General features: G+C 69.5%; 22 protein-coding genes. 8 read left to right on the top strand and 14 right to left on the bottom strand.

Features of this window, described 5'->3' with window-relative positions; translation table 11 throughout:
• Positions 1-121: 121 nt before the first annotated feature.
• The 5 genes from ABDW61_RS09105 to ABDW61_RS09085 all read left to right on the top strand — a co-directional run bounded on the left by ABDW61_RS09105 (position 122) and on the right by ABDW61_RS09085 (position 7,899).
• A complete protein-coding gene (locus ABDW61_RS09105; RefSeq protein ID WP_343638132.1) occupies positions 122-1,210 on the top strand; it encodes an efflux RND transporter periplasmic adaptor subunit in 1,089 nt (362 codons plus the stop codon).
• The gene (locus ABDW61_RS09100; RefSeq protein WP_343638131.1) at positions 1,203-4,328 is read left to right on the top strand and encodes a CusA/CzcA family heavy metal efflux RND transporter; all 3,126 of its coding nucleotides are present in this window, start codon (positions 1,203-1,205) and stop codon (positions 4,326-4,328) included. The genes ABDW61_RS09105 and ABDW61_RS09100 overlap by 8 nt, the downstream gene beginning before the upstream one ends.
• Entirely contained in the window at positions 4,325-5,758 is a 1,434-nt protein-coding gene (locus ABDW61_RS09095) for a TolC family protein (protein ID WP_343638130.1), read from the top strand. The genes ABDW61_RS09100 and ABDW61_RS09095 overlap by 4 nt, the downstream gene beginning before the upstream one ends.
• 67 nt (positions 5,759-5,825) lie before the next feature.
• Positions 5,826-6,506 (top strand): response regulator transcription factor, encoded by a 681-nt coding sequence (locus tag ABDW61_RS09090; protein WP_343638129.1) that lies wholly within the window; start codon positions 5,826-5,828, stop codon positions 6,504-6,506.
• Positions 6,499-7,899: an ATP-binding protein gene (locus ABDW61_RS09085; protein WP_343638128.1), complete on the top strand. Its 1,401-nt coding sequence runs from the start codon at positions 6,499-6,501 to the stop codon at positions 7,897-7,899. Before ABDW61_RS09090 ends, ABDW61_RS09085 begins: the two co-directional genes overlap by 8 nt.
• 211 nt (positions 7,900-8,110) lie before the next feature.
• Here the strand turns inward: ABDW61_RS09085 and ABDW61_RS09080 are convergent, their stop codons facing one another.
• The 10 genes from ABDW61_RS09080 to bamE all read right to left on the bottom strand — a co-directional run bounded on the left by ABDW61_RS09080 (position 8,111) and on the right by bamE (position 19,897).
• Complete coding sequence (locus ABDW61_RS09080) at positions 8,111-9,664, bottom strand: sensor domain-containing diguanylate cyclase (protein ID WP_343638127.1); 1,554 nt, start codon at positions 9,662-9,664, stop codon at positions 8,111-8,113.
• Between the two features lie 172 nt (positions 9,665-9,836).
• Entirely contained in the window at positions 9,837-12,254 is a 2,418-nt protein-coding gene (locus ABDW61_RS09075; RefSeq protein WP_343638126.1) for an EAL domain-containing protein, read from the bottom strand.
• 7 nt (positions 12,255-12,261) lie between these two features.
• Positions 12,262-12,957, bottom strand: coding sequence for a methylamine utilization protein (locus ABDW61_RS09070; RefSeq protein ID WP_343638125.1), 696 nt, complete (start codon positions 12,955-12,957; stop codon positions 12,262-12,264).
• A 27-nt stretch (positions 12,958-12,984) separates the two neighbouring features.
• Entirely contained in the window at positions 12,985-14,052 is a 1,068-nt protein-coding gene (holA, locus tag ABDW61_RS09065; RefSeq protein ID WP_343638124.1) for a DNA polymerase III subunit delta, read from the bottom strand.
• Positions 14,053-14,095: 43 nt separating this feature from the next.
• Positions 14,096-14,605: an LPS assembly lipoprotein LptE gene (lptE, locus tag ABDW61_RS09060; RefSeq protein WP_343638123.1), complete on the bottom strand. Its 510-nt coding sequence runs from the start codon at positions 14,603-14,605 to the stop codon at positions 14,096-14,098.
• Positions 14,606-14,609: 4 nt separating this feature from the next.
• Positions 14,610-17,246 (bottom strand): leucine--tRNA ligase, encoded by a 2,637-nt coding sequence (gene leuS / locus ABDW61_RS09055; RefSeq protein WP_343638122.1) that lies wholly within the window; start codon positions 17,244-17,246, stop codon positions 14,610-14,612.
• An 89-nt stretch (positions 17,247-17,335) separates the two neighbouring features.
• Positions 17,336-17,782, bottom strand: a complete 447-nt coding sequence (locus ABDW61_RS09050) for a biopolymer transporter ExbD (RefSeq protein WP_343638121.1) — start codon at positions 17,780-17,782, stop codon at positions 17,336-17,338.
• A gap of 33 nt (positions 17,783-17,815) precedes the next feature.
• Complete coding sequence (locus ABDW61_RS09045) at positions 17,816-18,460, bottom strand: MotA/TolQ/ExbB proton channel family protein (RefSeq protein WP_343638120.1); 645 nt, start codon at positions 18,458-18,460, stop codon at positions 17,816-17,818.
• Positions 18,461-18,500: 40 nt separating this feature from the next.
• Positions 18,501-19,307 (bottom strand): 4-hydroxy-tetrahydrodipicolinate reductase, encoded by an 807-nt coding sequence (gene dapB, locus ABDW61_RS09040; protein WP_343638119.1) that lies wholly within the window; start codon positions 19,305-19,307, stop codon positions 18,501-18,503.
• Complete coding sequence (gene bamE, locus ABDW61_RS09035) at positions 19,304-19,897, bottom strand: outer membrane protein assembly factor BamE (protein WP_343638118.1); 594 nt, start codon at positions 19,895-19,897, stop codon at positions 19,304-19,306. Before bamE ends, dapB begins: the two co-directional genes overlap by 4 nt.
• Positions 19,898-19,980: 83 nt before the next feature.
• On the opposite strand from bamE, the gene fur reads away from it, so the two are divergent.
• On the top strand, positions 19,981-20,412 hold the full coding sequence (fur, locus tag ABDW61_RS09030) for a ferric iron uptake transcriptional regulator (RefSeq protein WP_343638117.1): 432 nt from the start codon (positions 19,981-19,983) through the stop codon (positions 20,410-20,412).
• Positions 20,413-20,484: 72 nt separating this feature from the next.
• On the opposite strand, the gene hprK is transcribed toward fur, so the two are convergent.
• The 3 genes from hprK to raiA form a co-directional block, all read right to left on the bottom strand.
• Positions 20,485-21,447 (bottom strand): HPr(Ser) kinase/phosphatase, encoded by a 963-nt coding sequence (gene hprK, locus ABDW61_RS09025; protein ID WP_343638116.1) that lies wholly within the window; start codon positions 21,445-21,447, stop codon positions 20,485-20,487.
• Between the two features lie 49 nt (positions 21,448-21,496).
• Positions 21,497-21,967, bottom strand: coding sequence for a PTS IIA-like nitrogen regulatory protein PtsN (ptsN, locus tag ABDW61_RS09020; protein WP_343638115.1), 471 nt, complete (start codon positions 21,965-21,967; stop codon positions 21,497-21,499).
• A 284-nt stretch (positions 21,968-22,251) separates the two neighbouring features.
• A complete protein-coding gene (raiA, locus tag ABDW61_RS09015) occupies positions 22,252-22,593 on the bottom strand; it encodes a ribosome-associated translation inhibitor RaiA (protein WP_343638114.1) in 342 nt (113 codons plus the stop codon).
• A gap of 728 nt (positions 22,594-23,321) precedes the next feature.
• Between raiA and corA the strand changes: the two genes are divergently transcribed.
• On the top strand, positions 23,322-24,311 hold the full coding sequence (gene corA / locus ABDW61_RS09010; RefSeq protein WP_343638113.1) for a magnesium/cobalt transporter CorA: 990 nt from the start codon (positions 23,322-23,324) through the stop codon (positions 24,309-24,311).
• Between the two features lie 594 nt (positions 24,312-24,905).
• Here the strand turns inward: corA and ABDW61_RS09005 are convergent.
• A complete protein-coding gene (locus ABDW61_RS09005; RefSeq protein WP_343638112.1) occupies positions 24,906-25,520 on the bottom strand; it encodes a glutathione peroxidase in 615 nt (204 codons plus the stop codon).
• A 120-nt stretch (positions 25,521-25,640) separates the two neighbouring features.
• Between ABDW61_RS09005 and ABDW61_RS09000 the strand changes: the two genes are divergently transcribed.
• Complete coding sequence (locus ABDW61_RS09000) at positions 25,641-26,522, top strand: ferritin-like domain-containing protein (protein ID WP_343638111.1); 882 nt, start codon at positions 25,641-25,643, stop codon at positions 26,520-26,522.
• The last annotated feature ends 74 nt before the right edge of the window (positions 26,523-26,596 follow it).

Genomic DNA, 26,596 nt, shown 5'->3' with positions numbered 1-26,596 from the left:
CGGCCCGGCGCCGGCCCACGCCGCGCCGGTCGCCATTTCCGCCTTCCCGCCTTCCCCCTGTTCTGGAGAACCCCTCATGTGGACTTCCCTCAGGTCCCGCGCCGCGCGAGCCTGTCCGCTCATGCTCGCCTTGCTGCCGCTGCTGCTCGTCTCCGGCTGCGACGGTGAGGCGCGCGCCGATGCCTCCGCCGCGCAGGCCGCGCTGCGGCGTGAAGGCGCCGAGGTCCTCGTCCCCGAGCGCTCGCCGCTGCGCGGCCGCATCGTCGTGGCCGAGGTGCAGCGCCGCGCCGTCGAGCAACCCATCACCGCGCCGGGCTCGATCGAGGCCCTGCCCGATCACCTCGCGCGCATCACGCCGCCGGTCAGCGGCCGCATCGATCGCCTGCATCGCGCGCTCGGCGATGCGGTCCGCGCGGGCGACGTGCTGTTCACGCTCGACTCCTCCGACCTGAGCGCCGCCCGCGGCGAGGCCGCCAAGGCGCGCGACGCCGCCGCCCAGGCACGCCGCGACCTCGACCGCCAGCAACTGCTCTTCGACGCCGACATCGCCGCCCGCAAGGACCTGGAGGCCGCCCAGCTCGCGCGGTCGCAGGCTGACAGCGACGTGCGCACCACGCAGGCCAAGCTCGCGCAGCTCGGCGCCAGCGACACCACCGGCCGCCGCCTGGTCGTGCGCGCGCCGCTCGCCGGCCGCGTCATCGAGATGAGCGCCGCGCAGGGCGGCTACTGGAACGACATCAATGCGCCGCTGATGACCATCGCCGATCTCAGCCAGGTCTCGCTCACCGCCGCCGTGCCGGAGAAGGACCTCGCGCAGGTCTTCGTCGGCCAGCGCGCCCGCGTGCGCCTGAACGCCTATCCCGACGCGCCGCGCGAGGGCACCGTCCGCTACCTCGGCGAGGTGCTCGACCCCGACACCCGCACCGTCAAGGTTCGCCTGATCCTGGATAACGCCGACGGCCGCTTGCGCCCCGGCATGTTCGCGAAGGTGCTCTTCGCCGGCCCCTCGCACGAGGCCCCGGTCGTCCCCGCCTCCGCGCTGCTGCAGAGCGGCCTGTTCACGCGCGTCTTCGTCGAGCGCGCGCCCGGCCGCTATGCCGCGCGCGATGTCACCGTCGGCGCCTCGCTTGGCGACGCGGTGGAGATCGTCTCCGGCCTGAAGCCGGGCGAGCGCGTCGTCGTGCGCGAGGGAGTGCTGCTCAATGATTGAACGCCTCGTCAGCCTCTGCTTCGACCGGCGCGGCATCGTCTGGCTGGTGTTCGTGTTCGCCGCGCTCTACGGCGTGCACAGCTTCCGCCAGCTGCCCATCGAGGCCTATCCCGACATCGCCGACGTCACCTCCCAGATCGTCACCCAGGTCAACGGCCTGGCCGCCGAGGAGGTCGAGCAGCAGATCACCATCCCCATCGAGCGCGCGCTGCTGGGCACACCCGGCATGCAGGTGCTGCGCACGCGCAGCCTGTTCGGCCTGTCGCTGGTGACCGTCGTGTTCCAGGACGGCGTCGAGGGCTACTGGTCGCGCGAGCGCCTGCAGGAGCGCCTGGCCGAGCTCACGCTGCCCTACGGCGCCAAGCCCGGCCTCGATCCCTACACCTCGCCCACCGGCGAGATCTACCGCTACACGCTCGAAAGCCCGAGCCGCAGCCTGCGCGAACTCTCCGACCTGCAGTTCTGGACCGTCATCCCGCGCCTGAAGAAGGTCGCGGGGGTCGTGGACGTGACCAACTTCGGCGGCCTGACCACGCAGTTCATGCTGGAACTCGACCCCGCCTGCCTGACCCAGTACGGCCTGACGCTCACCCAGGTGGTCGACGCCATCAACGCCAACAACAGCAGCGGCGGCGGCAGCGTCGTCGATCGCGGCGAGCAGTCCTATGTCGTGCGCGGCGTCGGCCTGCTGCACTCGCTCGAGGACATGGGCAACGTGGTCGTGAAGAGCGTCGGCGGCGTGCCGGTGCTGGTGCGCGACCTGGGCCAGCTGCGCTACGGCAACGTCGAGCGCCGCGGCATCCTCGGCAAGGACCGCAACGGCGACACGCTCGAAGGCATCGTGCTGCTGCTCAAGGAGACCAATCCGTCGCGCACGCTCGACGGCCTGCATGCCGCCGTCGACGAGCTCAACACCAAGCTGCTGCCCGGCGACGTGAAGGTCGTGCCCTACCTGGACCGCTCGACGCTGATCGAGAAGACCGCGCACACCGTCAGCCACACGATGATCGAAGGCATGGTCGTGGTGACGCTGGTGCTGCTGCTGTTCCTGGGCAGCCCGCGCGCCGCGCTCGTCGTGGCCGCGACGATCCCGCTGGCGCTGCTGTTCGCCTTCATCTTCATGCACCACGCGAAGGTGCCGGCCAACCTGCTGTCGCTCGGCGCGATCGACTTCGGCATCCTGGTCGACGGCGCGGTCGTGGTGGTCGAGAACATCCTGCGCCGCCGCGAGCGCGAGGCCGATCGCCTGCTCACCCCGCGCGACGCCATCACCGCGACGCTGCAGGTGGCGCGGCCGATCTTCTTCGGCATGGCCGTGATCGCGGCTGCCTACCTGCCGCTGTTCGCGCTCGAGCGCATCGAGTACAAGCTCTTCAGCCCGATGGCCTACGCCGTCGGCGCAGCGCTGGTGGGCGCGCTGCTGGTGGCGCTGATGCTGACGCCGTCGCTGGCCTGGCTGGCCTTCCGCCGGCCGCGCAGGATCTTCCACAACCGGCCGCTGGATGCGCTGCAGCGCCGCTACGCCGCCTTCCTGACGCGGGCCGTCGGCGCGCGCCGCGGACTCGCGGCGGCGGTGGCCGGCGCGGCGCTGGCGCTGGTGGCGCTCGCGGGCACGATCGGGCGGGACTTCCTGCCCTATCTGGACGAGGGCTCGATCTGGCTGCAGGTGCAGATGCCGCCCGGCATGACGCTGGAGAAGGCCGCGCAGATGGCCGACGAGCTGCGCCGCGCGACGCTGGAGTTCCCCGAGATCTCCTACATCGTCACGCAGACCGGCCGCAACGACGACGGCACCGACTACTGGACGCCTTCGCACATCGAGGCCAGCGTCGGCCTCAAGCCCTACGACACCTGGACCTCGCCCGGCGGCAAGCAGGCCCTGATCCAGCGCCTGAGCGAGCGCTACGCGCGCATGCCCGGCTACGCGGTGTCCTTCATGCAGCCGATGATCGACGGCGTGCAGGACAAGCTGTCCGGCGCGCACAGCGACCTGGTGGTGAAGGTCTTCGGCGACGACCTCGACGAGGGCCGCCGCATCGCCGGCCACGTCGCGCAGGTGCTGCGCGGCATCCCCGGCGCGGCCGACGTGGCGGTGGACGTCGAGCCGCCGCTGCCCAACCTGCGCATCGACCTGGACCGCGCCGCCGCCGCCCGGCTGGGCATCAACGCGGCCGATGTCGCCAACCTGATCTCGACCGGCATCGGCGGCGCCTCGATCGGGCAGGTCTACGTCGGCGAGAAGAGCTACGACATGACGGTCCGCTTCACCGCGGAATCGCGCGCCAGCCCGCAGGCCATCGGCGATCTGCGCCTCACCGGCGCGAACGGCGCGCAGGTGCCGCTGGCGGACGTCGCGCGCATCCGCACCACGGTCGGCGAGAGCGTCATCGTCCGCGAGATGGGCGAGCGCCACATCATCGTGCGGCTGAACACGCGCGGCCGCGATCTGTCCAGCTTCCTGGCCGAAGCCGAGCCCGCGCTCGAGCGCGACGTGCACTTCGACCGCCAGCGCTTCCACCTCGAGTGGGGCGGCCAGTTCGAGAACCTGCAGCGCGCGCAGCAGCGCCTGGCGGTGATCCTGCCGGCCACGCTGGGCGTGATGCTGCTGCTGCTCTTCGCCGAGTTCCGCAACCTGCGCCAGCCGCTGCTGGTGCTGGGCGTGGTGCCGCTGGCGATGATCGGCGGCTTCGCCGCGCTGCACCTGCGCGGCATGACGCTGAACGTGTCGAGCGCAGTGGGCTTCATCGCGCTGTTCGGCGTGGCGGTGCTCGGCGGCGTGCTGATGGTGGCGCAGATCAACCGGCTGCGGAAGGAGGACCGGATGCCGCTGCGCGAGGCCGTGCTCGAGGGCGCCGCCAGCCGCATGCGGCCCGTGCTGATGACCGCGACGGTCGCCGCCTTCGGCCTGACGCCCGCGATGCTGGCGACCGGCCTGGGCAGCGACGTGCAGCGGCCGCTGGCGACGGTTGTCGTCGGCGGCCTGGCGACCGCGACGCTGCTCACGCTGCTGCTCCTGCCGGCCCTCTATCACTGGATCGAGCAACGCGCCGAGCAGGCCGCCGGGAAGCGGGCCGAACGCGCGTCCCTCGACGATCACCCTTCGGAGACCCCCGCATGAACCGGCTGGTCCTGCATCGCTCCGCCGTGCGCGCCGCCCGCCTCGCGCGCTTCGTCCGGCAGGTCGGCCCGGCGGCCATCGCCGCGCTGGCCACCGTGATCGCCGCCATCACGACCGGCGTGCCGGAGGTCCGCGCCGAGCCGGCTGCCGCTGACGCCGCCACCGGCGCTCCGGGCGCTTCGGGCGCTTCGGGCGCTTCGGGCGACGTCGCCTTCCAGGCCTATCTGGAAGCCGTTCTCCGCGCCAGCAACGATCTGGCCGCGCAGCGCGAGGCGCTGGTGTCGGCGCGGGCCGGCGTCGGGATCGCCGGCCTGCGGCCCGATCCCTCGCTGGCGCTCGGCGCCGGCCCGAACGAGCTCAGCAGCGCGGTGAATCCCAAACCGCGCGTGGCCAAGACCATCGGCCTGACCTACACCGTCGAGATGGGCGGCAAGCGCGAGCGCCGTGTCGACCTGGCGCGCAGCCAGGTGAAGGCGAGCGAGACCGCCCTGAACGCCGCCCAGCGCCAGGCCTCCGCCGACGCGGCCGCCGCCTTCATCGAGGCCTGCCGGGCGCGCGAGGCGCTGACGCGCCAGGAGGGCTCGCTGCGCGCGCTGTCCGAGATCGTCCGCATGAACGAGCTGCGGCATCGCGCTGGCGACCTCGGCGGCCTGGAGCTGCTGCAATCGCGCAATGGCCGTGACCAGTTCCTGGCCACCGTCGTGAAGGCGCGCGCGGACGCGGTGGCGGCGATGGAAGGGCTGGCGGTGCCGCTCGGCCACCGCTGGAACGAGGAGTTCGGCGAGCGCCTGCCCCGCTGCGTGTTCAGCGATGCGCGCCTGCCCGGCGACGCCGAAGCGCTCGTGTCGCAGGCGCTCGACGCCCGCGACGACGTGCAAGCCGCGCGTGCCGCGCTCGACACCGCTCGCGCCGCGGCCGGGCTGACGCGTGCCAATCGCGCGGTCGATCCCGCCATCGGCGTGAGCTACGGCTACACGGCGCAAGGGCGGCCGGTCTTCGGGCCGGATGGCTCGCCGGCCGCACCGTCGCCACGTTCCAACGCGCTGACCTTGTCGCTGACGGTGCCGATTCCGCTGTCGCGGCTGGACCGCGGCGATCTGGTCCAGGCCGAGTCCGCCGTGACGCAGGCGATGCTGGGCCTGCGCCAGACCGAGCTGAAAGCGCAGGCCGACGTGCGCGTCACGTTCGCGCAGTACGAGGCGGCCCTCGAGAACCTGGCGCGCTATCGCGATGCCACGCTGGTCGACGCCGACCGCGTGCTGGAAGGGATGCGGACGTCCTACCGGCACGGCTCGGCCTCGCTGCTGGAGCTGCTGTCCGCGCAGCGCGCCGCGGACGACACCTGGCTGGCCTATCTCCAGGCCCGCAGCGACCTGGCGGCGGCGACGGTCCGGCTGCAGCAGAGCGTGGGCCGGCCGCCGGCGCCATGAGCGCGCGCCGCACGCGGCCGGGCCCGCGCCGCCATGCGAGACTGCTCGCGCACGAGAGGAGGGCGCGATGAGGATTCTGCTGGTCGAGGACGATCGCAAGGCGGCCGGGCTGCTGGCGCGCGGCCTGCGCGAGGAGGGCTTCGTCGTGGACCTGGCCGCGACCCTGGCGGAAGGGGACGAGGCGGCCTTCGTCACGACCTACGACCTCGTCGTGCTGGACTGGATGCTGCCCGATGGTGACGGCATCGCGCTGTGCCGCACGCTGCGCGCGCGCGGACAGCAGGTGCCGGTGCTGATGCTCACCGCGCGCGATGCGCTGTCGGAGCGCGTGACCGGCCTGAACGCCGGCGCGGACGACTACCTGACCAAGCCGTTCGAGTTCGAGGAACTGCTGGCGCGGCTGCGCGCCTTGCTGCGGCGCTCGGAGATGACGCGGCCGCCGGTGCTCAAGGCGGGCGACCTGACGCTCGATCCCGCGTCGCAGCAGGTGACGCGCGGCGGCAAGGCGATCCCGCTGACGCCCAAGGAGTTCGCGCTGCTGCAGGCGCTGATGCGCCAGCCCGGCGTGGCCGTCGCGCGCCAGCGGCTGGCCGAGCAGATCTGGCAGGACGATCCGCTCGCCATCGACAACCTGATCGATGCCCACATCAGCAAGCTGCGCCGCAAGGTCGATCCGGCGGGCAGCGCGCCGCTGATCGAGACCGTGCGCGGCCACGGCTTCCGCATCCGGGGAGGCGGCGATGCTTAGCTTCCGCCGGCGGCTGGCGCTGGTGCATGTCGTGGTCGTCACGGCGGTGCTGGCGGTGGCGGCCTCGCTGACCTACCTGAGCCTGGTCGCCTCGCTGCGCGAGCAGCTCGATGGGGCGCTGCTCGCGCTGGCCGAGCAGGAGGCCAGCATGCTGGCCGCGAGTTCGTCCCTGCCGGTGGCGGTGCACGAGTCAGCGAGCGCGGCATCGGCGCCGCCGTCGTACGCGCGGCTGGACCGGCTGGTGCAGGTCATCGGTCCGGGCGGGACGGTGCTCGCGCGCAGCGCCAACCTTGGCGCGGCGACGCTGCCCAACGATCGCGCGCTGCTGGAGCGGCTGGCGAGAGGCGAGACCGTCTTCGAGAACCTCGATTTCGGCGACGAGCCGACGCGGCGCGTCTCCGTGCCGGTGCCGGGCGGGCGTGCGCTGGCGGTGCAGGTGGCGGGCTCGCTCGATGACGTCGATCACGCGGTGGTGTCGGCGGGCTGGATGTTCCTGATCATGGGCGTGGTGCTGGTGGTGGTGCTGACGCTGGCGGGGGCGCACCTCACGGGGCGGGTGTTCGGCGCCATCGACGACGTCGTGCGGCAGGCCAGGCGCATCGGCGATCAGACGCTGTCCGACCGCCTGCCCCATCCCGGCCCGCGCGACGAGATCGGCCGGCTGATCGACACGCTCAACGACATGCTGGCGCGGCTGGAGCAGGCCTTCGAGGGGCAGCGGCGTTTCACCGCGGACGCGTCGCATGAATTGCGATCACCGTTGTCGCGGCTTCGGACGGAGCTCGAGATCACGCTGCGGCGCCCGCGGGAGACCGCGGAGTACGTGGAGGCGCTGCGGTCCTGCCTCGACGAGGTCGTGAGGCTGACGATGATGGTGGAGGAGCTGCTGACGCTGGCGCGGATCGACTCGGGCCAGGAATCGGCGCAGGCGGCGCCGGTGGCGATCGCGCCGCTGCTCGAGGAGGTGGTGCGGCGGGCGGCGCCCGCGGCGCAGCGGCGGCGCGTGGACCTGCGCGTGGCGTTCGACGCGTCGCATCCGGCGCGGGTTGAGCTCTCGCGTGAGCTGCTGATGCTGGTGGCGAGCAATCTGATCGACAACGCGCTCAAGTTCGGGGAGATGGGCGGCTCGGTGCTGGTGTCGCTGACGGCGGGGGAGGGATGGACGGAATGGGCGGTCGAGGACGACGGTCCCGGGATTCCGGAAGAGGAGCGGCCGAGGCTGTTCGAGCGCTTCTACCGCGGCGCAGGCGCACGGGCGGCGGAGATCCAGGGCACGGGGCTGGGCCTGGCGCTGTGCGATTCGATCGTGCGCGCGGCGGGCGGGCGCATCGAGGTCGGCAGCTCGCGCTGGGGCGGCGGCCGCTTCGCCGTGCGCCTGCCGGCGAAGACCTAGAAGCTGCCTTGCTGCGCAAGGCAGGAAGGTTTCCGCACTTCCGCCGCCGCTGGCCTACCTCCACCTCAATCGCAAGAACTCCCTCGCCCCCCGCGAGGGGGGAGAGGGCAGGGGAGAGGGGGTGCTTCGAAGGGCAGCAGCGCTGTGGCACGAGCCCCCTCTCCCCGCAAAGCGGGGCGAGGGAGTTGACAGGGAGAGGTGTGCCCCGTGCTCAGGCGGCCAGCGATTCCTCCATCACGCCGGCGCCCTGAACCGGCTCGTTCAGGAAGGCCGGGTGAGGCCCATGGAACCGGATCCGTCCCTTGCCCGCTCGTTTGGCCGCGTACATCGCTGAGTCCGCGTTCCGCGTGAGCTCCGACGTCGGCTGCCCGCCTTGCGCGATCACCACGCCGATGCTCGCGCTGACGTTCACCACCTGCCCGTCATCCAGCTCGATCGGCCGCTCGATCTCGCCGAGGCAGCGTTGCAGCACCGCCCGGGCCGCCGCCACCGTGCCGCTGGCCGGCAGCACCAGCGCGAACTCATCGCCGCCGAGCCGGGCCACCACATCCCCGCCGCGCACCACGCTCTGCAGACGCCGCGCCACTTCCTGCAGCACGCGGTCACCCGCCTCGTGCCCGTGGAGATCATTGACCGGCTTGAACCCGTCCAGATCCAGGTAGGCGACCGAGACGGCCGCGTCGCCTCGCGCGGAGGCCGCCTGCGCCGCGGCCAACTGCTCCTCGAACAGCCGCCGGTTGGGCAGGCCCGTCAGCGCATCGCGGAAGGCCATGCTGTCGGCGGCCAGCCGCGCGGCGCGTTCGCGCACCTGCCGCCGGTACAGATGCACCGAGATCGCCATGATCGTCAGGATCAGCACCGCCACCAGGCACCACAGCTCCGCCGCCTGACGCCGCCACGGCACCAGGTACTCGCTGGTGCTCAAGCCGGCGAAGACGATGAGCGGATATCCCCGGACACGGTGATAGGCGGTGAAGCGCTCGACGCGGTCCAGCGCCGTCGGCGTGATGTAGGCGCCGCGCTCCTCGTCCGCGGCCAGGCTGGCGCGCAAGGCCTCGGAGACGGTCGTCTCGCCGAGTCCCTTGCTGGAGCGCGGCTCGAACACCGAATGCCGCGCGACCAGCCGCAGGCGCTGCGAGGTGCGCATCGCGATGGCGCCGGACTGCCCCAGTTCCATGCCGCTGAACAGATCCGCGAAGTGCTCCGAAGACACGCACGCGAGCATCGCGCCCGCGAACCGGCCGTCGGCGCGGTACAGGCTGCGGGCCACGCTGATCACCCAGCGCCCGGACACCTTGCTGAAGAAGGGCTCGGACAGAATGGTCTCGTGGGTTGCGCTCGCCTGGATGAAATCGTCCCGATCCGACACGTCCGGCGAGATCCCGCGCTCGACGCCGTGCACGAGCCGGCCGTGCTCGTCGGCGACGCGCAGGGCCCAGACGTGATCGAGCAGCTCGCGCTGGGTGGCCAGCATCTCGGTCAGCACGGCCTCGCGCGCCGCGTCATCGGCGGCGCGGCTGTAGCGCTCGGCGATGGTGGTCAGCGCGTTGTCGATGAGCCGCAGTTCCGACCCGACCTCGGCGCTCAGGCTGGAGGCCAGGTTCTCGGCGGTCTGCCGCGCGGCGTCTTGGTCGCCCCGGCGCGCGTTGTCCAGGCTGACCCAGGCGGCACTGGCCACGATGAGGGCGACCAGCAGGTTGCCCAACACCAGCCAGCGCCTGAGCGAGCTCAGCGACGGCAGGGGACGGAGGGAACGGTGCGGCATGGCGGTGGGCGGCGGACGTTGCGGATGTCGCAGTTGTACGCGCCGGCTCTCGCGCCTTCCATCGGCGATCCGCCAAATGCCGTGTAGGGACATCGCGGACAGCCACCGTGTCCGGGCGGCTGACTCGGCGCCATCGGCGCCATCGGCGCCGCCGAAGGTCACCCCGCCCGCCTTACAACCCCGCCAGGATCGTGTTCGCCCGCGCGTCGCCGAGGTCCGGCGGCCGCCAGTCGCGCAGCCATTGCGCGAACTGCTCCGCCGGCATCGGCCGCGACAGGATGTAGCCCTGCCCCTGGTCGCAGCCCAGCGTCTGCAGCAGCGTCCACTGCTTGGCCGTCTCCAGCCCCTCCGCCACCACCGACAAGCCCAGGTTGTGCGCCAGCTCGATCGTCGAGCGCACGATCTTCGCGTCGTCGATGTCGCGCTCCATGTTCATCACGAAGCTGCGGTCGATCTTGAGTTCATCCACCGACAGCTGCTTCAGATACGCCAGCGACGAGTAGCCCGTCCCGAAGTCGTCGATCGACAGCTTGAAGCCCAGCGCATGCAACTGCTCCAGCGTCTGCAGCGCCCGCTGCGGGTCGTCCATGATCGCGGACTCGGTGATCTCCAGGCACAGCGACGGCGGCGGCACGCCCGCCACCAGGTCCGCCACCTTGATCGGCAGGTCCTGATCCATCAGGTCGCGCGTCGACAGGTTGACGCTGATCGGCACCGCCAGCCCGTCCTTCTGCAAGGCCATCCACGCCACCGACGACGCCTGCAGCACCCAGGCCGTGATCTGCCGGATGAAGCCCGTCTGCTCCGCGAACGGGATGAAGGCCATCGGCGGCACCAGCCCGCGCACCGGATGCTGCCAGCGCACCAGCGCCTCCGCGCCCGAGATCCGCTGCCCGTGCAGGTCCACCTTGGGCTGCAGATACAGCCGAAGTTCCCCGGCGTCGATCGCGTGCCGCAGCTCGCTCAGCAGCGACAGCGATTCCTGGCTCAGCGCATCCATGCTCGGCGCGTAGACCTCGCAACCGCTCTGGCCGCGCTTGGCCGCATGCATCGCGAGCTCGGCCCGCGCCAGCAGCAGCATCGGGTCGCGCCCGTGCTGCGGATACAGCGCCACTCCCATCCCCGCCGACAGGTCCACCGTCTGGTCGTCGATGCTCAGCGTCCGTTCGAAGTCGCGCTGGATGCGCTTGCAGATCGCCTCGGCCCGCGTCGCACCAGCCCCCTCGATCAGCAGCAGGAACTCGTCGCCCCCGACCCGCGCGATCATGCTGACCTCGTCCTTGAGCAGGCCCCGCAGCCGTTCCGCCACCGCGCGCAGCAGCCGGTCGCCGAAGGCCCGCCCCAGCACGTCGTTGACATGCTTGAAGCGGTCCAGGTTCAGCATCAGCAGCGAGAAGCGCACGTCGCTCTCCGCCATCCGCCGCGCCAGCGCCTGATGGAACTGCTCCCGGTTGGGCAGGTCCGTCAGCGGATCCCAGAACGCGAGCCGGTGCACCTCCTCCTCGCGCGAACGGATGCCCTGGCGCATCGCCTCGAAGGCTTCGGCCAGATCGCCGATCTCGTCGCTCGAGGGTCTGGCCACCGGGCGCGCGTAGTCGCCTTGACCCAGGCGGTGCGCCTCGCTCGCCAGCGCCTTCACCGGGCCGCTGATGCGCCGTGCCGTCAGCACCGCGCCGACCGCGAACAGCAGCACGCCCGCGCCGCTCAAGCCCAGCAGCATCCATTGCAGGCGCCGGTACGGGGCCAGCGCCTCGTCCACCGAGCGCAGCAGCAGCACCGCCACCGCCCGGTCGGCGTCGCCGCCATGCGGCAGCGGCTGCAGCCGGGCTTGGAACTGCTCGCCTTCCAGCTCCAGGTGAAAGGTCTGCGCCGAGCCGCGCTCGGCCGGCCCCAGCGCCGGCAGCGCCTGGACGGCGCGTGCCGTCGCCTCCGGGTCCAGCACCGTGGCCAGCACCTGCCACTGCCCGGACGGGGACTGCGCCAGCAGCACCGCCTCGATGTGCACGATGCGCTTGAGCTCCCGCAGCTGGTCGCCCTTCATCTCGAAGCCGGTGAAGATCCAGCCGCCCAGGCCCGCCGCCCGCATGCGCGCGACCACGACCTGGTAGGCCTTGCCGTCGAGCAGCAGCAGCTGGCTCTGCGTGCGGCCCTGCTGCTGGCGCGTCACCCCGCGCAGCAGCGGCGCGACCTTCGCCGCGACCTCGCCGGTGGCCGTCACCAGCTTGAAGGTGTCGTCCGCGTAGCCGATGAAGGAGGCATCGCCCCGGGCGCTGAGGTTGGTGAAGACCTCCTGCATCATCGCCCGCAGCTCCTGACCCTGGATGCCCTCGGCGACCAGTTGGCGCAGCCCGTAATCCGATTGCAGCAGGTCGGCCACCAGGCCGCGCTGCTCGTTGTCCTCGTCGATCAGCTGGAGCAGGATGCGCTCGCCGGCTTCCAGTTCCTCGGCCACCGAGGCCCGCGCGTTGCGGGCGATGCCCTGGTTGATCAGCGTCAGGTTCAACAGCTGGACGACCAGCAGCAGCGCCAGGAACAACGCGACGATGCGCCCCTCCAGCCGCCGCAGGTTGAGGAAGTCCGGCCAGCGCATCGGCGGTTCAGTCCTTGAGTTCGACCTTGAGCACGCCCGGCGCGCCCGTGCCCACCGTGAGCGGCTGCGCCGTCGGCGCGGTGTTGCCCATCCGCGCCTCCCACAGGCGCAGGCGGTGACTGCCCGGCGGCAGGTCCAGCCGGACCTCGCCCCTGGCGTCGGAGATGCCGAACAGCGGCGTGTCGACCACGACGATGTGGGCGCTCATCCGGTCGTGGATGTTGCAGCCGAGCTGGGCCACGCCGGCCTTGTCGAAGACCACCGGCTCCGCCGGGGTGCCGGAGTACAGCTTCAGCTCGAACTTCTTCGTCGGCGAGAACGAATAGACGTGGTGCCGCACGGTGTCGAAGTTGGGGAAGCTCACCGCCGTGCCGGTCTGGACGGCCAGCAACTGCGGCTGGAACTGCCGGTCGCGCTGACCCATGGCGGCGGTCGCGCCGCTGGCGGGCGGAGCGGGCTGTCCCTTGGGTTCGACGGCGACCACCGCGCCCGGCACGGGCGCGCCATGGCGGTCGACCACTTGCAGCGTCCAGTCCGCCGCGCGCGCCTGCCCGGGGCTCAGCCCGGCCAGGGTTGCCAGCGCGGCGGCCAGCAGCGGCGCGGCGTGGAAGACGCGGGCCGCGAGGCGGTTGCCGGGCCGGGCGGCAAAAGAGGCGGCAGGGGCAGGAAGGGCGGGAGCAGCAATGATGCGGATCAGGCTCATCGGCAACGCCAAGTGGACGTCAAGGCGTCAACCATAGCGGTTTTTCTGGGCTGGCGGGCGCAGGGCTTGCTCCAGCATGAGCGCCAATCTCCCCAGCGCCTCCCACGGATCGGTGGGCCAGTCAGGATGGCGCAAGCCCTTGACGATGCCATCGCACACCTGGGCGGCCACGACCAGCCGCGTCAGCGCCGCGCCTTGCAGCTGCGGGACGATGCGCTCGAACAACCGCTCCTTCGGGCCCCAGATGCGCGACTCGCGCAGCGCCATCGGCAGCGGTTTTCCCGCCGCCACCGCGTCATGGACGCGCTTCAGACCGCGGATGTCCTCGGCCATGGTCCAGTGCACCAGCACCGCGGCCTCGCCCTCGGCCTTCAGACCGTCGAGCATCCGCAGCACCCGGGCCACCTTGCCGCTCAGCAGCGCTTCGCTGAGCTTGAACACGTCGAAGCGCGCCACATCCAACACGGCCGCCTCGATCTGCGCCAGGCCGAGCTCCCCCGGCGGGTGCAGCAAGGCCAGCTTCTGCAACTCCTGATGGGCGGCGAGCAGGTTGCCCTCGACGCGATCGGCGAAGAACTCCAGCGCCTGCTGGCCTTCCGCGCCGGCCGCCACCGGCTGGCCCTGCTGCTGCAGCCGGCGCGCGATCCACGCCGGCAGCTCGCGCCGCTCGACCGGATCGACCTTCACCGACACGCCAGCCGCGTCCAGCGCAGTGAACCAGGCGCTGCTCAGCTGCGTCTTGTCCAGCCGCGGCAGCGTCACCAGCGTCAGCACGTCGGGCGGCAAGCCCTCGACGTAGCGCTGCAGTGCCTCCGAGCCGTCCTTGCCCGGCTTGCCGCCAGGGATGCGGATCTCGATCAACTGCTTGTCCGAGAACAGGCTCATCGCCTGCGACGCCGCGATCACCGGCGCCCAGTCGAAATAGGCGCCGCTGACGATGAAGACCTGGCGTTCGCTGTAGCCCTGTCTTCGGGCCTCGGCGCGCAGCGCGTCGGCCGCCTCCTGCGCGAGCAGCGGCTCGTCGCCATGCACGACGTAGACCGGCTTCAGGCCCTTGGACAGGTGGGCCGCCAGGGCCTCGGCTTTGATCTGCATCGGGGGGATGGAACGCGGAACTCGATGACGCGGTGAACGCGGCTCAGGCGGGGAGATGCACCGCCGCCAGGCGGCGCAGCAGCAGGCCGACGGCCTCCACCTGCATCGCCTTCTGGAGCGAGGCCTCTTCCTGTTCCTTCGCGAGCGCCGCGCTTTCGCTGTAGGTCATGTCGCGGGTCAGGCGCAGCTCGGTGCGCGGCAGCAGGATCTCTCCGCCTGCCGTGCGCAGCGAGTAGTCCAGCGACAGTCTCAGCTGCCATTCCGTGATCTGCCCTGCGGCCGTCGTCGCCACCGAGGTCTTGTCGCGCGTCTCGCGCTCGATCTCGATGATCACGTCGGCGCGGTTCGGATCCTCGACCAGGCGCACCGTGCTGCGCTGCACCTGGCGGCGCAGCTCTTGCGCCAGCGGCGAGTGCGGCACGAAGCCCTTCAGCGCCAGCGTCTTGAAGTGATAGACCGGCTCCTTGCGCAGCTCGAAGCCGCAGCCCGACAGCAGGACCGTGGCACCGAGCGCGCCGAGCGCACCGAGCGAGAGCAGATCGCGGCGCTTCATGGCGTCAGACCACCACGTTGACGAGGCGGCCCGGCACGATGACGACCTTCTTGGGCGCCTTGCCTTCCGCGAACTTCTCGAAGTCCGGGCTGGCCAGCGCCGCCGCCTCGATGGCCGCCTTGTCGGCCGAAGCCGCGACCTTGATCGCGCCGCGCAGCTTGCCGTTGACCTGCAGCATCAGCTCGACCTGGTCCTGCACCAGCGCCGCTTCGTCGACCTGCGGCCAGGGCGCGTCCAGCAGCTCGCCGAGTTCGGCCGCGAAGCCCAGCTCGGTCCACAGCGCGTGCGCGATGTGCGGGCAGGCCGGATAGATCACCCGCAGCAGCACCGAGAAGCCTTCGCGGATGGCGGCCGACTGACCCTCCGCCTTGAAGCCTTCCAGCGCGTTCAGCAGCTTCATCGCGCCCGAGACCACGGTGTTGTACTGCATGCGCTCGTAGTCGTACGAGACCTGCTTCAGCACCAGGTGCACCTCGCGGCGCAACGCCTTGCCCTCGTCGTTCAGCGCCGCGAAGTCGGCGCCGCCGCCCTTGATCGCGTCGGCCTGCTTCGCGCCGAAGCCCCACACCCGCTTCAGGAAGCGGTGCGCGCCCTCGACGCCGGCGTCGTTCCACTCCAGCGTCTGCTCGGGCGGGGACGCGAACATCACGAACAGGCGGGCCGTGTCGGCGCCATATTCGTTGATCAACTCCTGCGGGTCGACGCCGTTGTTCTTGGACTTGGACATCGTGCCCACGCCCTCGTAGTCCACCGGCGAGCCGTCGCTCTTGCGCTTGGCGCCGATGATCTTGCCGGAGGCGTCGAACTGGTTCTCGACCTCGTGCGGCCAGAAGTACTCGATGCCGCCCTTCTCGCCGCGGCGCGAGTAGATGTGGTTCAGCACCATGCCTTGTGTGAGGAGCTTGGTGAAGGGTTCGTCGATCTTCACCAGCTTCAGGTCGCGCATCACCTTGGTCCAGAAGCGCGCGTACAGCAGGTGCAGGATCGCGTGCTCGATGCCGCCGATGTACTGGTCCATCGGCATCCAGTAGTCGGTGCCGCCGGCGACCATCTGCTCCGGATTGGTCGCGTCGCAATAGCGCATGAAGTACCACGAGCTGTCCACGAAGGTGTCCATCGTGTCCGTCTCGCGCTTGGCCGCGGCGCCGCACTTCGGGCAGCTGCAGTTCAGGAAGTCCGCGCGCTTGTTCAGCGGATTGCCGCTGCCGTCCGGGATGCAGTCCTCCGGCAGCACGACCGGCAGGTCCTTCTCCGGCACCGGCACCGGGCCGCAGTGGTCGCAATGGATGATGGGGATCGGCGTGCCCCAGTAGCGCTGGCGGCTGACGCCCCAGTCGCGCAGGCGCCAGGTCGTCTTCTTCTCGCCCAGGCCCTTGGTGCCGAGCAGCTCGGCCACCTTGTCCACCGCCTGCTTGTGCGTCAGGCCGTCCAGCGCGCCCGAGTTCATGCAGATGCCGCGCTGCTTGTCGCCGTACCACTCGGCCCAGGCATCCGTCGAGTAGGTCTCCCCTTCGACGCCGACGACCTGCTTGATCGCGATGCCGTACTTCTTCGCGAACGCGAAATCGCGCTCGTCATGCGCCGGCACGCCCATCACGGCGCCGTCGCCGTAGCTCATCAGCACGTAGTTGCCGACCCAGACCTCGACCTGCTCGCCGGTCAGCGGGTGCGTCACGAAGAGGCCGGTCGCCAGGCCCTTCTTGTCCTGCGTGGCCAGTTCGGCCTCGGTGGTGCCGCCCTGCTTGCATTCCTCGATGAACGCGGCCAGCGCCGGGTTCGTCTTCGCGGCGTGCGCGGCCAGCGGATGCTCCGGCGCGACGGCGCAGAAGGTCACGCCCATGATGGTGTCGGCGCGCGTCGTGAACACGTACAGCAGGCCGCCCTGGATGGGCTGGCCATCGTCGCCGGCGATCGCGTGCGGGAAGGCGAAGCGCACGCCCTCGCTCTTGCCGATCCAGTTCTCCTGCATCAGGCGCACGCGTTCCGGCCAGCCGGCCAGGAAGTTCTTGTCCGAAGGATCGGCGACCGCGGCCAGCAGCTCTTCCGCGTAATCGGTGATCTTGAGGTAGTAGCCGGGGATCTCGCGCTTCTCGACCGTCGCGCCCGAGCGCCAGCCCTTGCCGTCGATGACCTGCTCGTTGGCCAGCACGGTCTGGTCGACCGGGTCCCAGTTCACGACCTGCGTGCGGCGCTCGGCGATGCCCGCTTCCAGCATCTTCAGGAACAGCCACTGGTTCCAGCGGTAGTAGTCGGGCTTGCAGGTGGCGATCTCGCGCGACCAGTCGATCGCCAGGCCCATCGCCTGCATCTGCGACTTCATGTAGGCGATGTTGTCGTAGGTCCAGGCGGCAGGAGGCACCTTGTTCTTCATCGCCGCGTTCTCGGCCGGCAGGCCGAAGGCGTCCCAGCCCATCGGCATCAGCACGTTGTAGCCCTTCATGCGCAGCTGACGCGTCAACATGTCGTTGATCGTGTAGTTGCGGACATGGCCCATGTGCAGCTTGCCGCTCGGGTAGGGCAGCATGGAGCAGGCGTAGAACTTGGGCTTGGACGCGTCCTCGACGACGCGGTAGGCGTCGCGGGCGTTCCAGTGATCGCGGGCGGCCTGTTCGACCTCGGAGGGGGCGTATTTCTCGTTCATGGTGGCTCGGGCAACGTAGCCGCCGATTGTAGGAGGCGGCGCGCGGCCGCCCATCCTCCTGGCGAGGGCCGCCCTCCGGGGGTGAACGATCAGCGCTTCGCCGCCGGCGCGGGCTCGGCCGCCTCGCCCGGTTCAGCCACGAACGCGATCCGGTTCAGGCCCGCCTGCTGCGCCCAGCCGATCAACTGCGCGACCTTGCCGTAAGGGACGGACTGGTCGGCGCTCAGCCGCAGCTCGGCGTCGGGCTGGCGGCTGGCGAGCTGGGTCAGGCGCTCGCGCAGCGTCTTCGCGTCGAGCTTGTCCTCGCCCAGGACGTACTCCCCTTGGGGGGTGACGGCCAGCGCGATGAAGCGCGCGCCCGGACCGGGCGCGGCGGCATCGCTCTTGGGCAGGTCCAGCTTGAGCGCGCTGCCCATCAGCGGCGCCGCGATGATGAAGATCACCAGCAGCACCAGCATGACGTCGATCAGCGGCGTCATGTTGATCTCGCCCATGGGCTTGGGCGCTTCGCGGCGTTCGAGTCGGCCGAACTTCATCGCTTCAGGCGGCGCGGGCCGGGTGATCGGGGCTCAGGCGCCGCCGGCGAGCTCGCGCAGATCGTGCGCGAAGCCCTCGAGTTCGGCCTCGCACGCGGCGACCCACTTGCCGAACAGGTTGTAGGCCAGCACCGCCGGGATCGCCACGGCCAGGCCGGCGGCGGTCATGATCAGCGCCTCGCCGACCGGGCCGGCGACCTTGTCCAGGCTGAAATTGCCGGCCGAGGAGATGCTCAGCAGCGCGTGGTAGATGCCCCAGACGGTGCCGAACAGGCCGACGAAGGGCGCGGTGGCGCCGATCGTCGCCAGCACGACCTGGCCCCGGTTCAAGCCGCCGAGCACGCCATGCAGCGCGTCGCGCAGGCGGCGCGTCAGCTGCGAGCTCTTCTGCGCCGAGGCCGCCAGCGTGCCGGCCGGGCTGTCCTGCATCGCCGCGTCGATCAGCGGCAGCATCAGCGCGCCGCGGTCGAGCCGGGCGAGTTGTTCGCGCCCCTGGCCGACGTCGGCGGCGGCCCAGAACACCGGCAGGCCGCGGCCGAGATCGGTGCGCGCCCGCGCCAGCGTCCAGCCGCGCCAGAAGATCAGCACCCAGCAGCTCACCGACATGGCCAGCAGCAGCAGGGAAACGAAACGGGCGACCCCGTCGCCCGCTTGCCAGAGGTGGATCAGTTCGGTCATCGCGTCGCGGGAGGGGCGCCGATCAGGAGAGGACGCGGGCTCAGGCGATGCCCAGCACGTCGTTCATGTCGAACAGGCCGGTCGCGCGGCCGCCCAGGAATCGCGCGGCGCGCACGCTGCCCTGCGCGAAGGTGGCGCGGCTCGAGGCCTTGTGGCTGATCTCGATGCGCTCGCCGATGCCCAGGTACATCACGGTGTGGTCACCGATGACGTCGCCGCCGCGCACGGTGGCGAAGCCGATCGTCGACGGGTCGCGCTCGCCGGTGACGCCCTCGCGGCCATAGACCGCGCAGGCTTTCAGATCTCGGCCCAGCGCCTGGGCCACGACCTCGCCCATCTTCAGCGCGGTGCCGCTGGGGGCGTCGACCTTGTGGCGGTGGTGGGCCTCGACGATCTCGATGTCGTAGCCGTGCGCAAGCGCCTTCGACGCCTGCGCCAGCAGCTTCAGCACGACGTTGACGCCGATGCTCATGTTGGGCGCCATCATCACGGCGGCGCGTTGCGCGAACTCGCCGATCCTGGCCTTTTCGTCGGGGCTGAAGCCGGTGGTGCCGATGACGGTGCGCACGCCCAGGTCGGCGCACAGCGCCAGATGGGCCATCGTGCCCTCGGGCCGGGTGAAATCGATCAGGACATCGGCCTTGGACAGGCCCGCCTTCACGTCGCTGGTGATCGCCACGCCGGTCGTGCGGCCGAGGAAGGCGCCAGCGTCCTCGCCCAGTGCCGGGCTGCCTTCGCGGACCAGCGCTGCGGTGAGCTCCAGGTCATCGGCAGCGAGCACCGCCTCGATCAGCATCCGGCCCATGCGGCCGGACGCGCCCGTGATCGCGATCCGCAGACGGCTCACCGGCGCGCCTCCAGCGGCGGATAGTCGCGCACCGCGCCCATCGGCTCCGGCGCGGAGGCCGCGGCCGTGCGCACCGGCGGCGGCAGCGCCTTGCGCTCCTCTTCCGTCAGCTCGAGCTTGGGCTCCTTGCCACGCAGCTTCAGCGTGTTGATCGACGCGATGAATTCCTTCTCCGTCGGCAGGTCGTCCGGGGCGTCGATCTTCGTCAGCTTGTCGCCGTCGAAGGTCAGCAGGATGTGGCGGTTCTGCGGCGCGGCGCCCTGGCGCCGGATCGTGAAGACGTAATCCCAGCGGTTCTCGTGGAACAGGTCGGTCAGCAGCGGGGAGCCGAGCAGGTCCTTGACCTGGGCGCGGGGCATGCCGGGCTTGATCGCGGCCAGCTGTTCCTTGGTGACGACGTTGCCCTGGACGATCTCGACGCGGTAGGGGGGCACCAGGCCCAGCACCTTGTCGCCGCTGACGGACAGCGCGTCGAACTTGGGCATCTGCGAGCAACCGCCCAGGGCCAGGAGACCAACAACCAGGCCGGCCATCGCGCTGCCGGACAGCTTCCGGCGGGCAATGGGGGCGATACGGGAATTCAATGACATGGCGCGGATCGGCCTAGGCGCTAGGGCTATGATCCGCAGATTCTAGCGGCACGCTCCCACGCTCCCCCGCAGGCGCAAACCCCATGAACCGGTCAGACGAAATCAAGAACAGCGGGCTCAAGGCCACGCTGCCCCGCATCAAGATCCTCGAGATCTTCCAGACCGCCCAGCAGCGGCACATGACCGCGGAGGACGTTTACAAAGCTTTGCTCGACGAACGGGCCGACATCGGCCTGGCGACGGTCTACCGCGTGCTCACGCAGTTCGAGCAGGCGGGGCTGCTGTCTCGCAATCACTTCGAGTCGGGCAAGGCGGTGTTCGAGCTCAACGAGGGTCATCACCACGATCACCTCGTATGCCTGACCTGCGGCTTCGTCGAAGAGTTCTACGACCCGCAGATCGAGGAGCGCCAGCACGCGATCGCGCTGGAGCGGGGCTTCCAATTGCAGGAGCACTCGCTCGCGCTGTACGCGAACTGCGTCAAGAAGGACTGTCCGCACAAGCTGGCGCGCTGAACGGCGCGAAGCGCAGCGGCAAGGGGCTCCCGCGGAGCCCCTTTTTCACCGTTGCACGGAGCCGGCGGCGGCTCAGCTCCCGTCGTTGAGCCCCTGTTCGATGGCGCGCTGATGGCGTTCGACGAACTCGCGGTATGTGTCGATGCCGCGCAGTTGCAGGATGGTGTTGCGCACCGCGGCTTCCACCAGCACCGCCAGGTTGCGGCCGGCATCCACCGCGATCACGACCTTGCGCACCGGCATGCCCAGCACGTCCTCGTAGAGCGGCTCGTAGGGCAGGCGCTCGAAGTCGCGCTCCATCGTCTCCTTGCGGACCAGGTGCACGATCAGCTTGAGCCGCATCTTCCGGCGCACCGCCGTCTCGCCGAAGATCGCCTTGATGTCCAGCAGGCCGATGCCGCGGACCTCCAGCAGATTCATCAGCAACTCGGGGCAGCGGCCCTCGATCGCCGTCTGGGCGATGCGGAAGAAATCGACCGCATCGTCCGCGACCAGGCCGTGGCCGCGGCTGATCAACTCCAGACCCAGTTCGCTCTTGCCCAGGCCGGACTCGCCGGTGAGCAGCACGCCCAGGCCGAGGATGTCCATGAACACGCCATGGCGCGTCGTGCGGTTCGCGCAGACGTGCGCCAGGTAGGCGCGCACCAGATCGATGACATGGCCGGCGCTCTCGGCGGTGGTGAACAGCGGGATCTCCGCGCGATCGCACATCGCGACCAGCCGGTCCGGCGCCACCTGGCCATCCGCGACGATGATCACCGGCGGCTCCAGCGTCACGATGCGCGCGATGCGGCGGTCCAGCACGTCGCCCGAGGCCTGGCTCAGGTAGCCGACTTCGCGCCGGCCCACGATCTGGACGCGGTAGGGATGGATGTAATTCAGGTAGCCGACCAGGTCGGCGGCCGACTGCGCGTCGCGCAAGGCGGCTTCGTCGAAGCGGCGCTCGGGATGCGCGTGCCCGGCGATCCATTCCCAGCGCAAGGCCTCCCGGTGTTCCTCGAACAGCCGGTCCGCGCTGATGGAAGTGGCTTTCAAGTGGGGCGGGCGATGGAAGTGGAGGGGGCTCGGTCGGCGGCCGCGACGGTCAGGCGACCGACTTCAGCGGCTCCCAGTCGGCGATCAGGCGATGCACGGTGGCGGCTTCGGCCTCGGTCTTGAGACGCTCGCGCAGTTCGCGGTCGGACAGCATTTCGGCGATCTCGGACAGGATCTCCAGGTGTCTCTGCGTCGCGGCCTCGGGCACCAGCAGGAAGATCAGCAGCGTCACCGGCTCGTCGTCCGGCGCGTCGAAGCCAATGGGTTGCTGCACACGCAGCACGGCGGCCAGCGGATTCTTCAGGCCCTTGATCCGGCCATGCGGGATCGCGACGCCATGGCCCAGGCCGGTGGAGCCCAGACGCTCGCGGGCGAACAGGTTGTCCGTCACCGCGGCGCGGGAAATCGAATGGTTGTTCTCGAAGAGCAGCCCGGCGTGCTCGAAGACCCGCTTTTTGCTGGAAGCGTCCACATCGACCAGCACGTTGCTGGCGGGAAGGATGGCGGCGAGACGATTCATCGGGCAATGACCGGTCACGAAGGCCGGTTGGCTGGGGAAGCAGCCTGCGCCAGCGGGCGCAGATTCGAGGGTTGAGGGATCGGATTATAGGAATCCCGCTGGCCGCGGGGGGGTGACGGATGCGACGCTCCTGTGAAAACGTCGCCCTTGGTGTTGCATTGCAACAATCCCTGGCAAAAAGGCGGCCCGATGGGCCGCCTTGCGGGCAGGACCTCGGGAAATCCCCAAGGTCCGGAAGGACGTCGCCGCCTGGCGCGTGGCCGCGGGCGGCGTCCTGTGGCCGGTCAACCGGCGCTCAGATCCATCCGCTTCACCGATTCGTGGTGATGGTTCTGCACGCGGTCCTTGTGGCGGCAGACCTGGCGGTCCAGCTTGTCCATCAGTTCGTCGATGGCGGCGTAAAGGTCCTCGTGCGAGTGCTCGCAGAAGATTTCGCGTCCCTTCACATGCAGCGTGACTTCAGCGCGTTGACGTCGTTCCTTCTCCTTTTGCTTCTCCACGGTCAGCAGGACGTTGACGTCCACGACCTGGTCAAAGTGGCGGAGCACCCGGCTGAGCTTGTTCAGCACGTATTCGCGCAGAGCCTGTGTCACTTCGAGATGGTGGCCGCTGATGGTCAGGTTCATAAAGCCTCCTTTCACAAGGGTTGGGTCGGAAACAGAGTCGGAGTCGGCGGCGGATGCCGCGGGAAAAGAGCGAGGCTGAGTCTGGGTTGGGGGAGTTTCCAGAGGGTCGAAGGGCACACCGACGGCTGGACGGCCGGTGGTGTGGAGGAAGCGGATGGAGGAACAGGAATTGCCTGGAAGTGGGCGGTCCGCGAGGGACCCGGAAGGCCGCGAGGGCCGATGGCATGCGGGTTCTGAGCCGGAATCAGTGAAGAAGACGGGCCCAGTCTGCTCCCGTTCACCGGGTCCGGCAAGTGATCAAAAGCAAGGTTTGGGGGCGAATATTCCCGCCTTGCAGCATGGCGGGGTCCGTGCTGGAATGCTGGATGTTGCGCGGCGGACCTGTTCCTGGGGCCGCGTGTTGCTGCCCTCGTTGCCGCCGTCGGAAGCGCGATGTGATAATCCCGCGTCCCGATTACTGGAGTCCTCCTTGGACAGCGACCACCCTCTGTGGCCGTCCACTCCAGCGTCCAGCCGCCGCGGCTTCTGAGCGTTCCGCCCCAGCGCATCCAACGCCGCCGCGACGTCTGTCCGGAGTGAGACGGGCCCCCTCGACCCCCTGGCGCGCGCCACAGGCCCGCGCCGTCCGCTCCCCGACAATCTCGCGCCGCGGCGATCCCAGCGATCCGTCAACGCGCACTCCGGCTTGCGCGTTCGCCTCAGCGCGCCATCGCCGACGAAGGATCCGCATGCTCAATGTGTTCACGCTGGATAACGGCCGCCTCAAGGGCGGCATGGTCCAGGAAGAGATCTCGACCGCCACCGACCTGCGTTCGGTGGAAGGCGCCGACCGGCAGCCGGTCTGGGTCGACCTGCAGTCGCCCTCCGCCGAGGAGAAGGACTGGATCCGCGAACGCTTCGGCCTGGTGATTCCCGAGGACATCGTCGACGAAGACCTGGAAGAGTCCGCCCGCTTCTACGAGGAGGACAACGGCGAGCTGCACATTCGCTCCGACTTCCTGATCGACGACATGGAGGCGCCCCGCAACGTGCGGGTGGCCTTCATCCTGGTCAACAACGTGCTGTTCTCGGTCCACAACGAGGACCTGCCGGTGTTCCGCCTGCTGCGGCTGCGCGCGCGCCGCATTCCGGCGCTGATCGAGGACGCCAAGGACGTGCTGCTCAAGCTCTACGACGCGGACGCGGAATACTCGGCCGACGTGCTCGAGGGCATCTACGACAACCTCGAGAAGGTCAGCGCCCGCGTGCTGAAGAAGGACGTCAACGACACCGAGGCCGGCGAGGTGCTGTCCGCGATCGCGCGCGAGGAGGACTTGAACGGCCGCATCCGGCGCAACGTGATGGACACCCGCCGCGCGGTCAGTTTCATGATGCGCAGCCGCATGCTCAACGCGGAGCAGTTCGAGGAATCGCGTCAGATCCTGCGCGACATCGACTCGCTGGATTCGCACACGGCCTTCCTGTTCGACAAGATCAACTTCCTGATGGACGCCACGGTCGGCTTCATCAACATCAACCAGAACAAGATCATCAAGATCTTCTCGGTGGCGAGCGTCGCGCTGCTGCCGCCGACGTTGATCGCCAGCGTCTACGGCATGAACTTCGCGTCCATGCCGGAGCTGCAGTGGAAGTACGGCTATTTCTTCGCGCTGGGGCTGATGGTGGCCTCGGTGGCCGCGCCCTTCATCTATTTCCGGCGCAAGGGCTGGCTCGCCTGAGCGGCCCCGTTCTTCTCCCCGTCCTCGCTTTTCTGCCGTTTCCGGCGTTTTCCCGCGCCCAAATGCAAAGGGCTTCCGCGAATGCGGAAGCCCTGGGAAGAAAAGTAGCCTCAAGACGCCCCTGGCCAACGAGGGAGGGAGGGAGGAGGAGGAGAAAGGCCTCGGGATTTCAGCTTCACGAGGAAGCAGGTCTTGCGGCTGAAAGAGATGTCTGCACTGTACCGCCATCGCTCGCGGCACTGGTGGAAACCCCCGAATGCCCTCGAACGCTGCTGCCCCTTCCACCCCGTTTAAGCGTCGTCAAAGCGAGCGCTGGTACGGACGGCGGGTGCTGCGGTTTGTCGTCAGCGAAATGTTGATCGAGTCGCTATGGTGCAGCCGCTCGCCGCCGATGTCACCCCGCCGCGCGACGAAAAAGTGAGCAACTGTCACTGGTGTCCCGGCTAGCCGGGACAGTTTTCAGCCCGATGACGACCCCTCGCGACAGGCGTGCCGATTGCCTCCTCCCGCGCCCGACATTCAGGTTTTACAAGCGGGCGCGAATGGGTTTGATCAGGTTTTTCAAAATCGCCATTCAGCGGCGCCAAATGCCGCTCATTGCGGCTGCGCGAGCAGCTTCTCGAGCGCCTGCGTGAACGGCGCGCTGTCCGGACTGACGCCGGATGCGAAGCTCATGACCTGCTTGCCGTCGCGCGAGATCAAGTACTTGTGGAAGTTCCACTTCGGCGTCTGCCCGGTGCGCTTGGCCAGGTCGGCGAAGAGCGGATTCAGATCGGCTTTTCCCGCCGCGACGCTGCTCTTGCTGAACATGGGGAATTTCACGTTGAAGGTGTTCTCGCAGAACTCCGCGATCTCCTTGTTGGAGCCGTACTCTTGGTTGCCGAAATCACCGGACGGAAAACCCAGCACCACCAGCCCCTTGTCCGCATAGCGCGCGGAGATGGCTTCGAGCGCCTTGTACTGCGGTGTGTAGCCGCAGAACGAAGCGGTATTCACGACGAGGACCACCTTGCCGGCGTACTGGCACAGCGCCTGCGGCTTCTCGTCCTGCAGGCGCGGCATCGAGCGATTGAGCAGGTCGGGGCAGGACGCGCTGGCGGCCGCTTCGGCCGCCGGTGTCGCGTGAGCGCTCGTGGTCGCGAACGGGGCGATCAGCGCTGCGCCGATGAAGGCGGCGCGCCGCAGGAAGGAAGCGAAGGAACGATTCATGCCGAGTCTCCTGGAATTCGTTGAACGCACGATTAAGCCAGATTGCCCCACAGGCCGATGCCGTAAGGGAATGTCATGGTGCGACCGGTAGAATCCGCCGCGCTTAACAGGACGCAGACGATGCTTTATCCCGAACTTTTCAAGCAGCTCGAGGCCGTGCGCTGGAACATGGACACGGATATCCCGTGGGACAAGTTCGACGCATCGAAGCTGACTGACGATCAGGCGCGCACGATCAAGATGAACGCGATCACCGAGTGGTCCGCGCTGCCCGCCACCGAGATGTTCCTGCGCGACAACAAGGACGACAGCGATTTCTCGGCCTTCATGAGCGTCTGGTTTTTCGAGGAGCAGAAGCACTCGCTGGTGCTGATGGAGTACCTGCGCCGCTTCCGTCCCGACATGGTGCCGACCGAGGCCGAGCTGCACGAGGTGCGCTTCGAGTTCGACCCGGCCCCGGCGCTGGAGACGCTGATGCTGCACTTCTGCGGCGAGATCCGCCTGAACCACTGGTACCGCCGCGCCGCCGAATGGCACACGGAGCCGGTCATCAAGGCGATCTACGAGACCCTGTCGCGCGACGAGGCCCGCCATGGCGGTGCCTATCTGCGCTACATGAAGCGCGCGATGTCCAAGTTCGGCGACGAGGCCAAGGCCGCGTTCGCGAAGGTGGGCGTGCTGATGGCCAGCGCGCGCCGCACCGCGCAGGCGCTGCATCCGACCAATCTGCATGTGAACGCCAAGCTGTTCCCCCGCGACACCATCCAGAGCCGCCTGCCCGATCCGGAATGGCTGGAGCGCTGGCTGGACAAGCAGATCCAGTTCGACAGCGTCTGGGAGAACAAGGTCGTCGAGCGCATCCTGCACAACATGAGCCTGCTGATGGAGCGCAGCTTCGCCAGCGTCCAGGAGCTGAACCGCTTCCGCAAGGAGCTGACGCAGCGCCTGGGCCAGGCGGCGCAGCAGGCGCAGGGCGGCGACGCCACGCCGCAGGCCAGCTGAGCGCCCGTCGCGGCCTCGCCCCATTGAATGAAGGCCCGCACATGCGGGCCTTCTTCATTTCCGGCGCCGGGCCG

The organism is Roseateles sp., from assembly GCF_039595595.1.
Classification (GTDB): Bacteria; Pseudomonadota; Gammaproteobacteria; order Burkholderiales; family Burkholderiaceae_C; genus Roseateles.
Note: the sequence above shows the minus strand (reverse complement) of the source record. Positions and strands in the feature narration are given on the sequence as shown.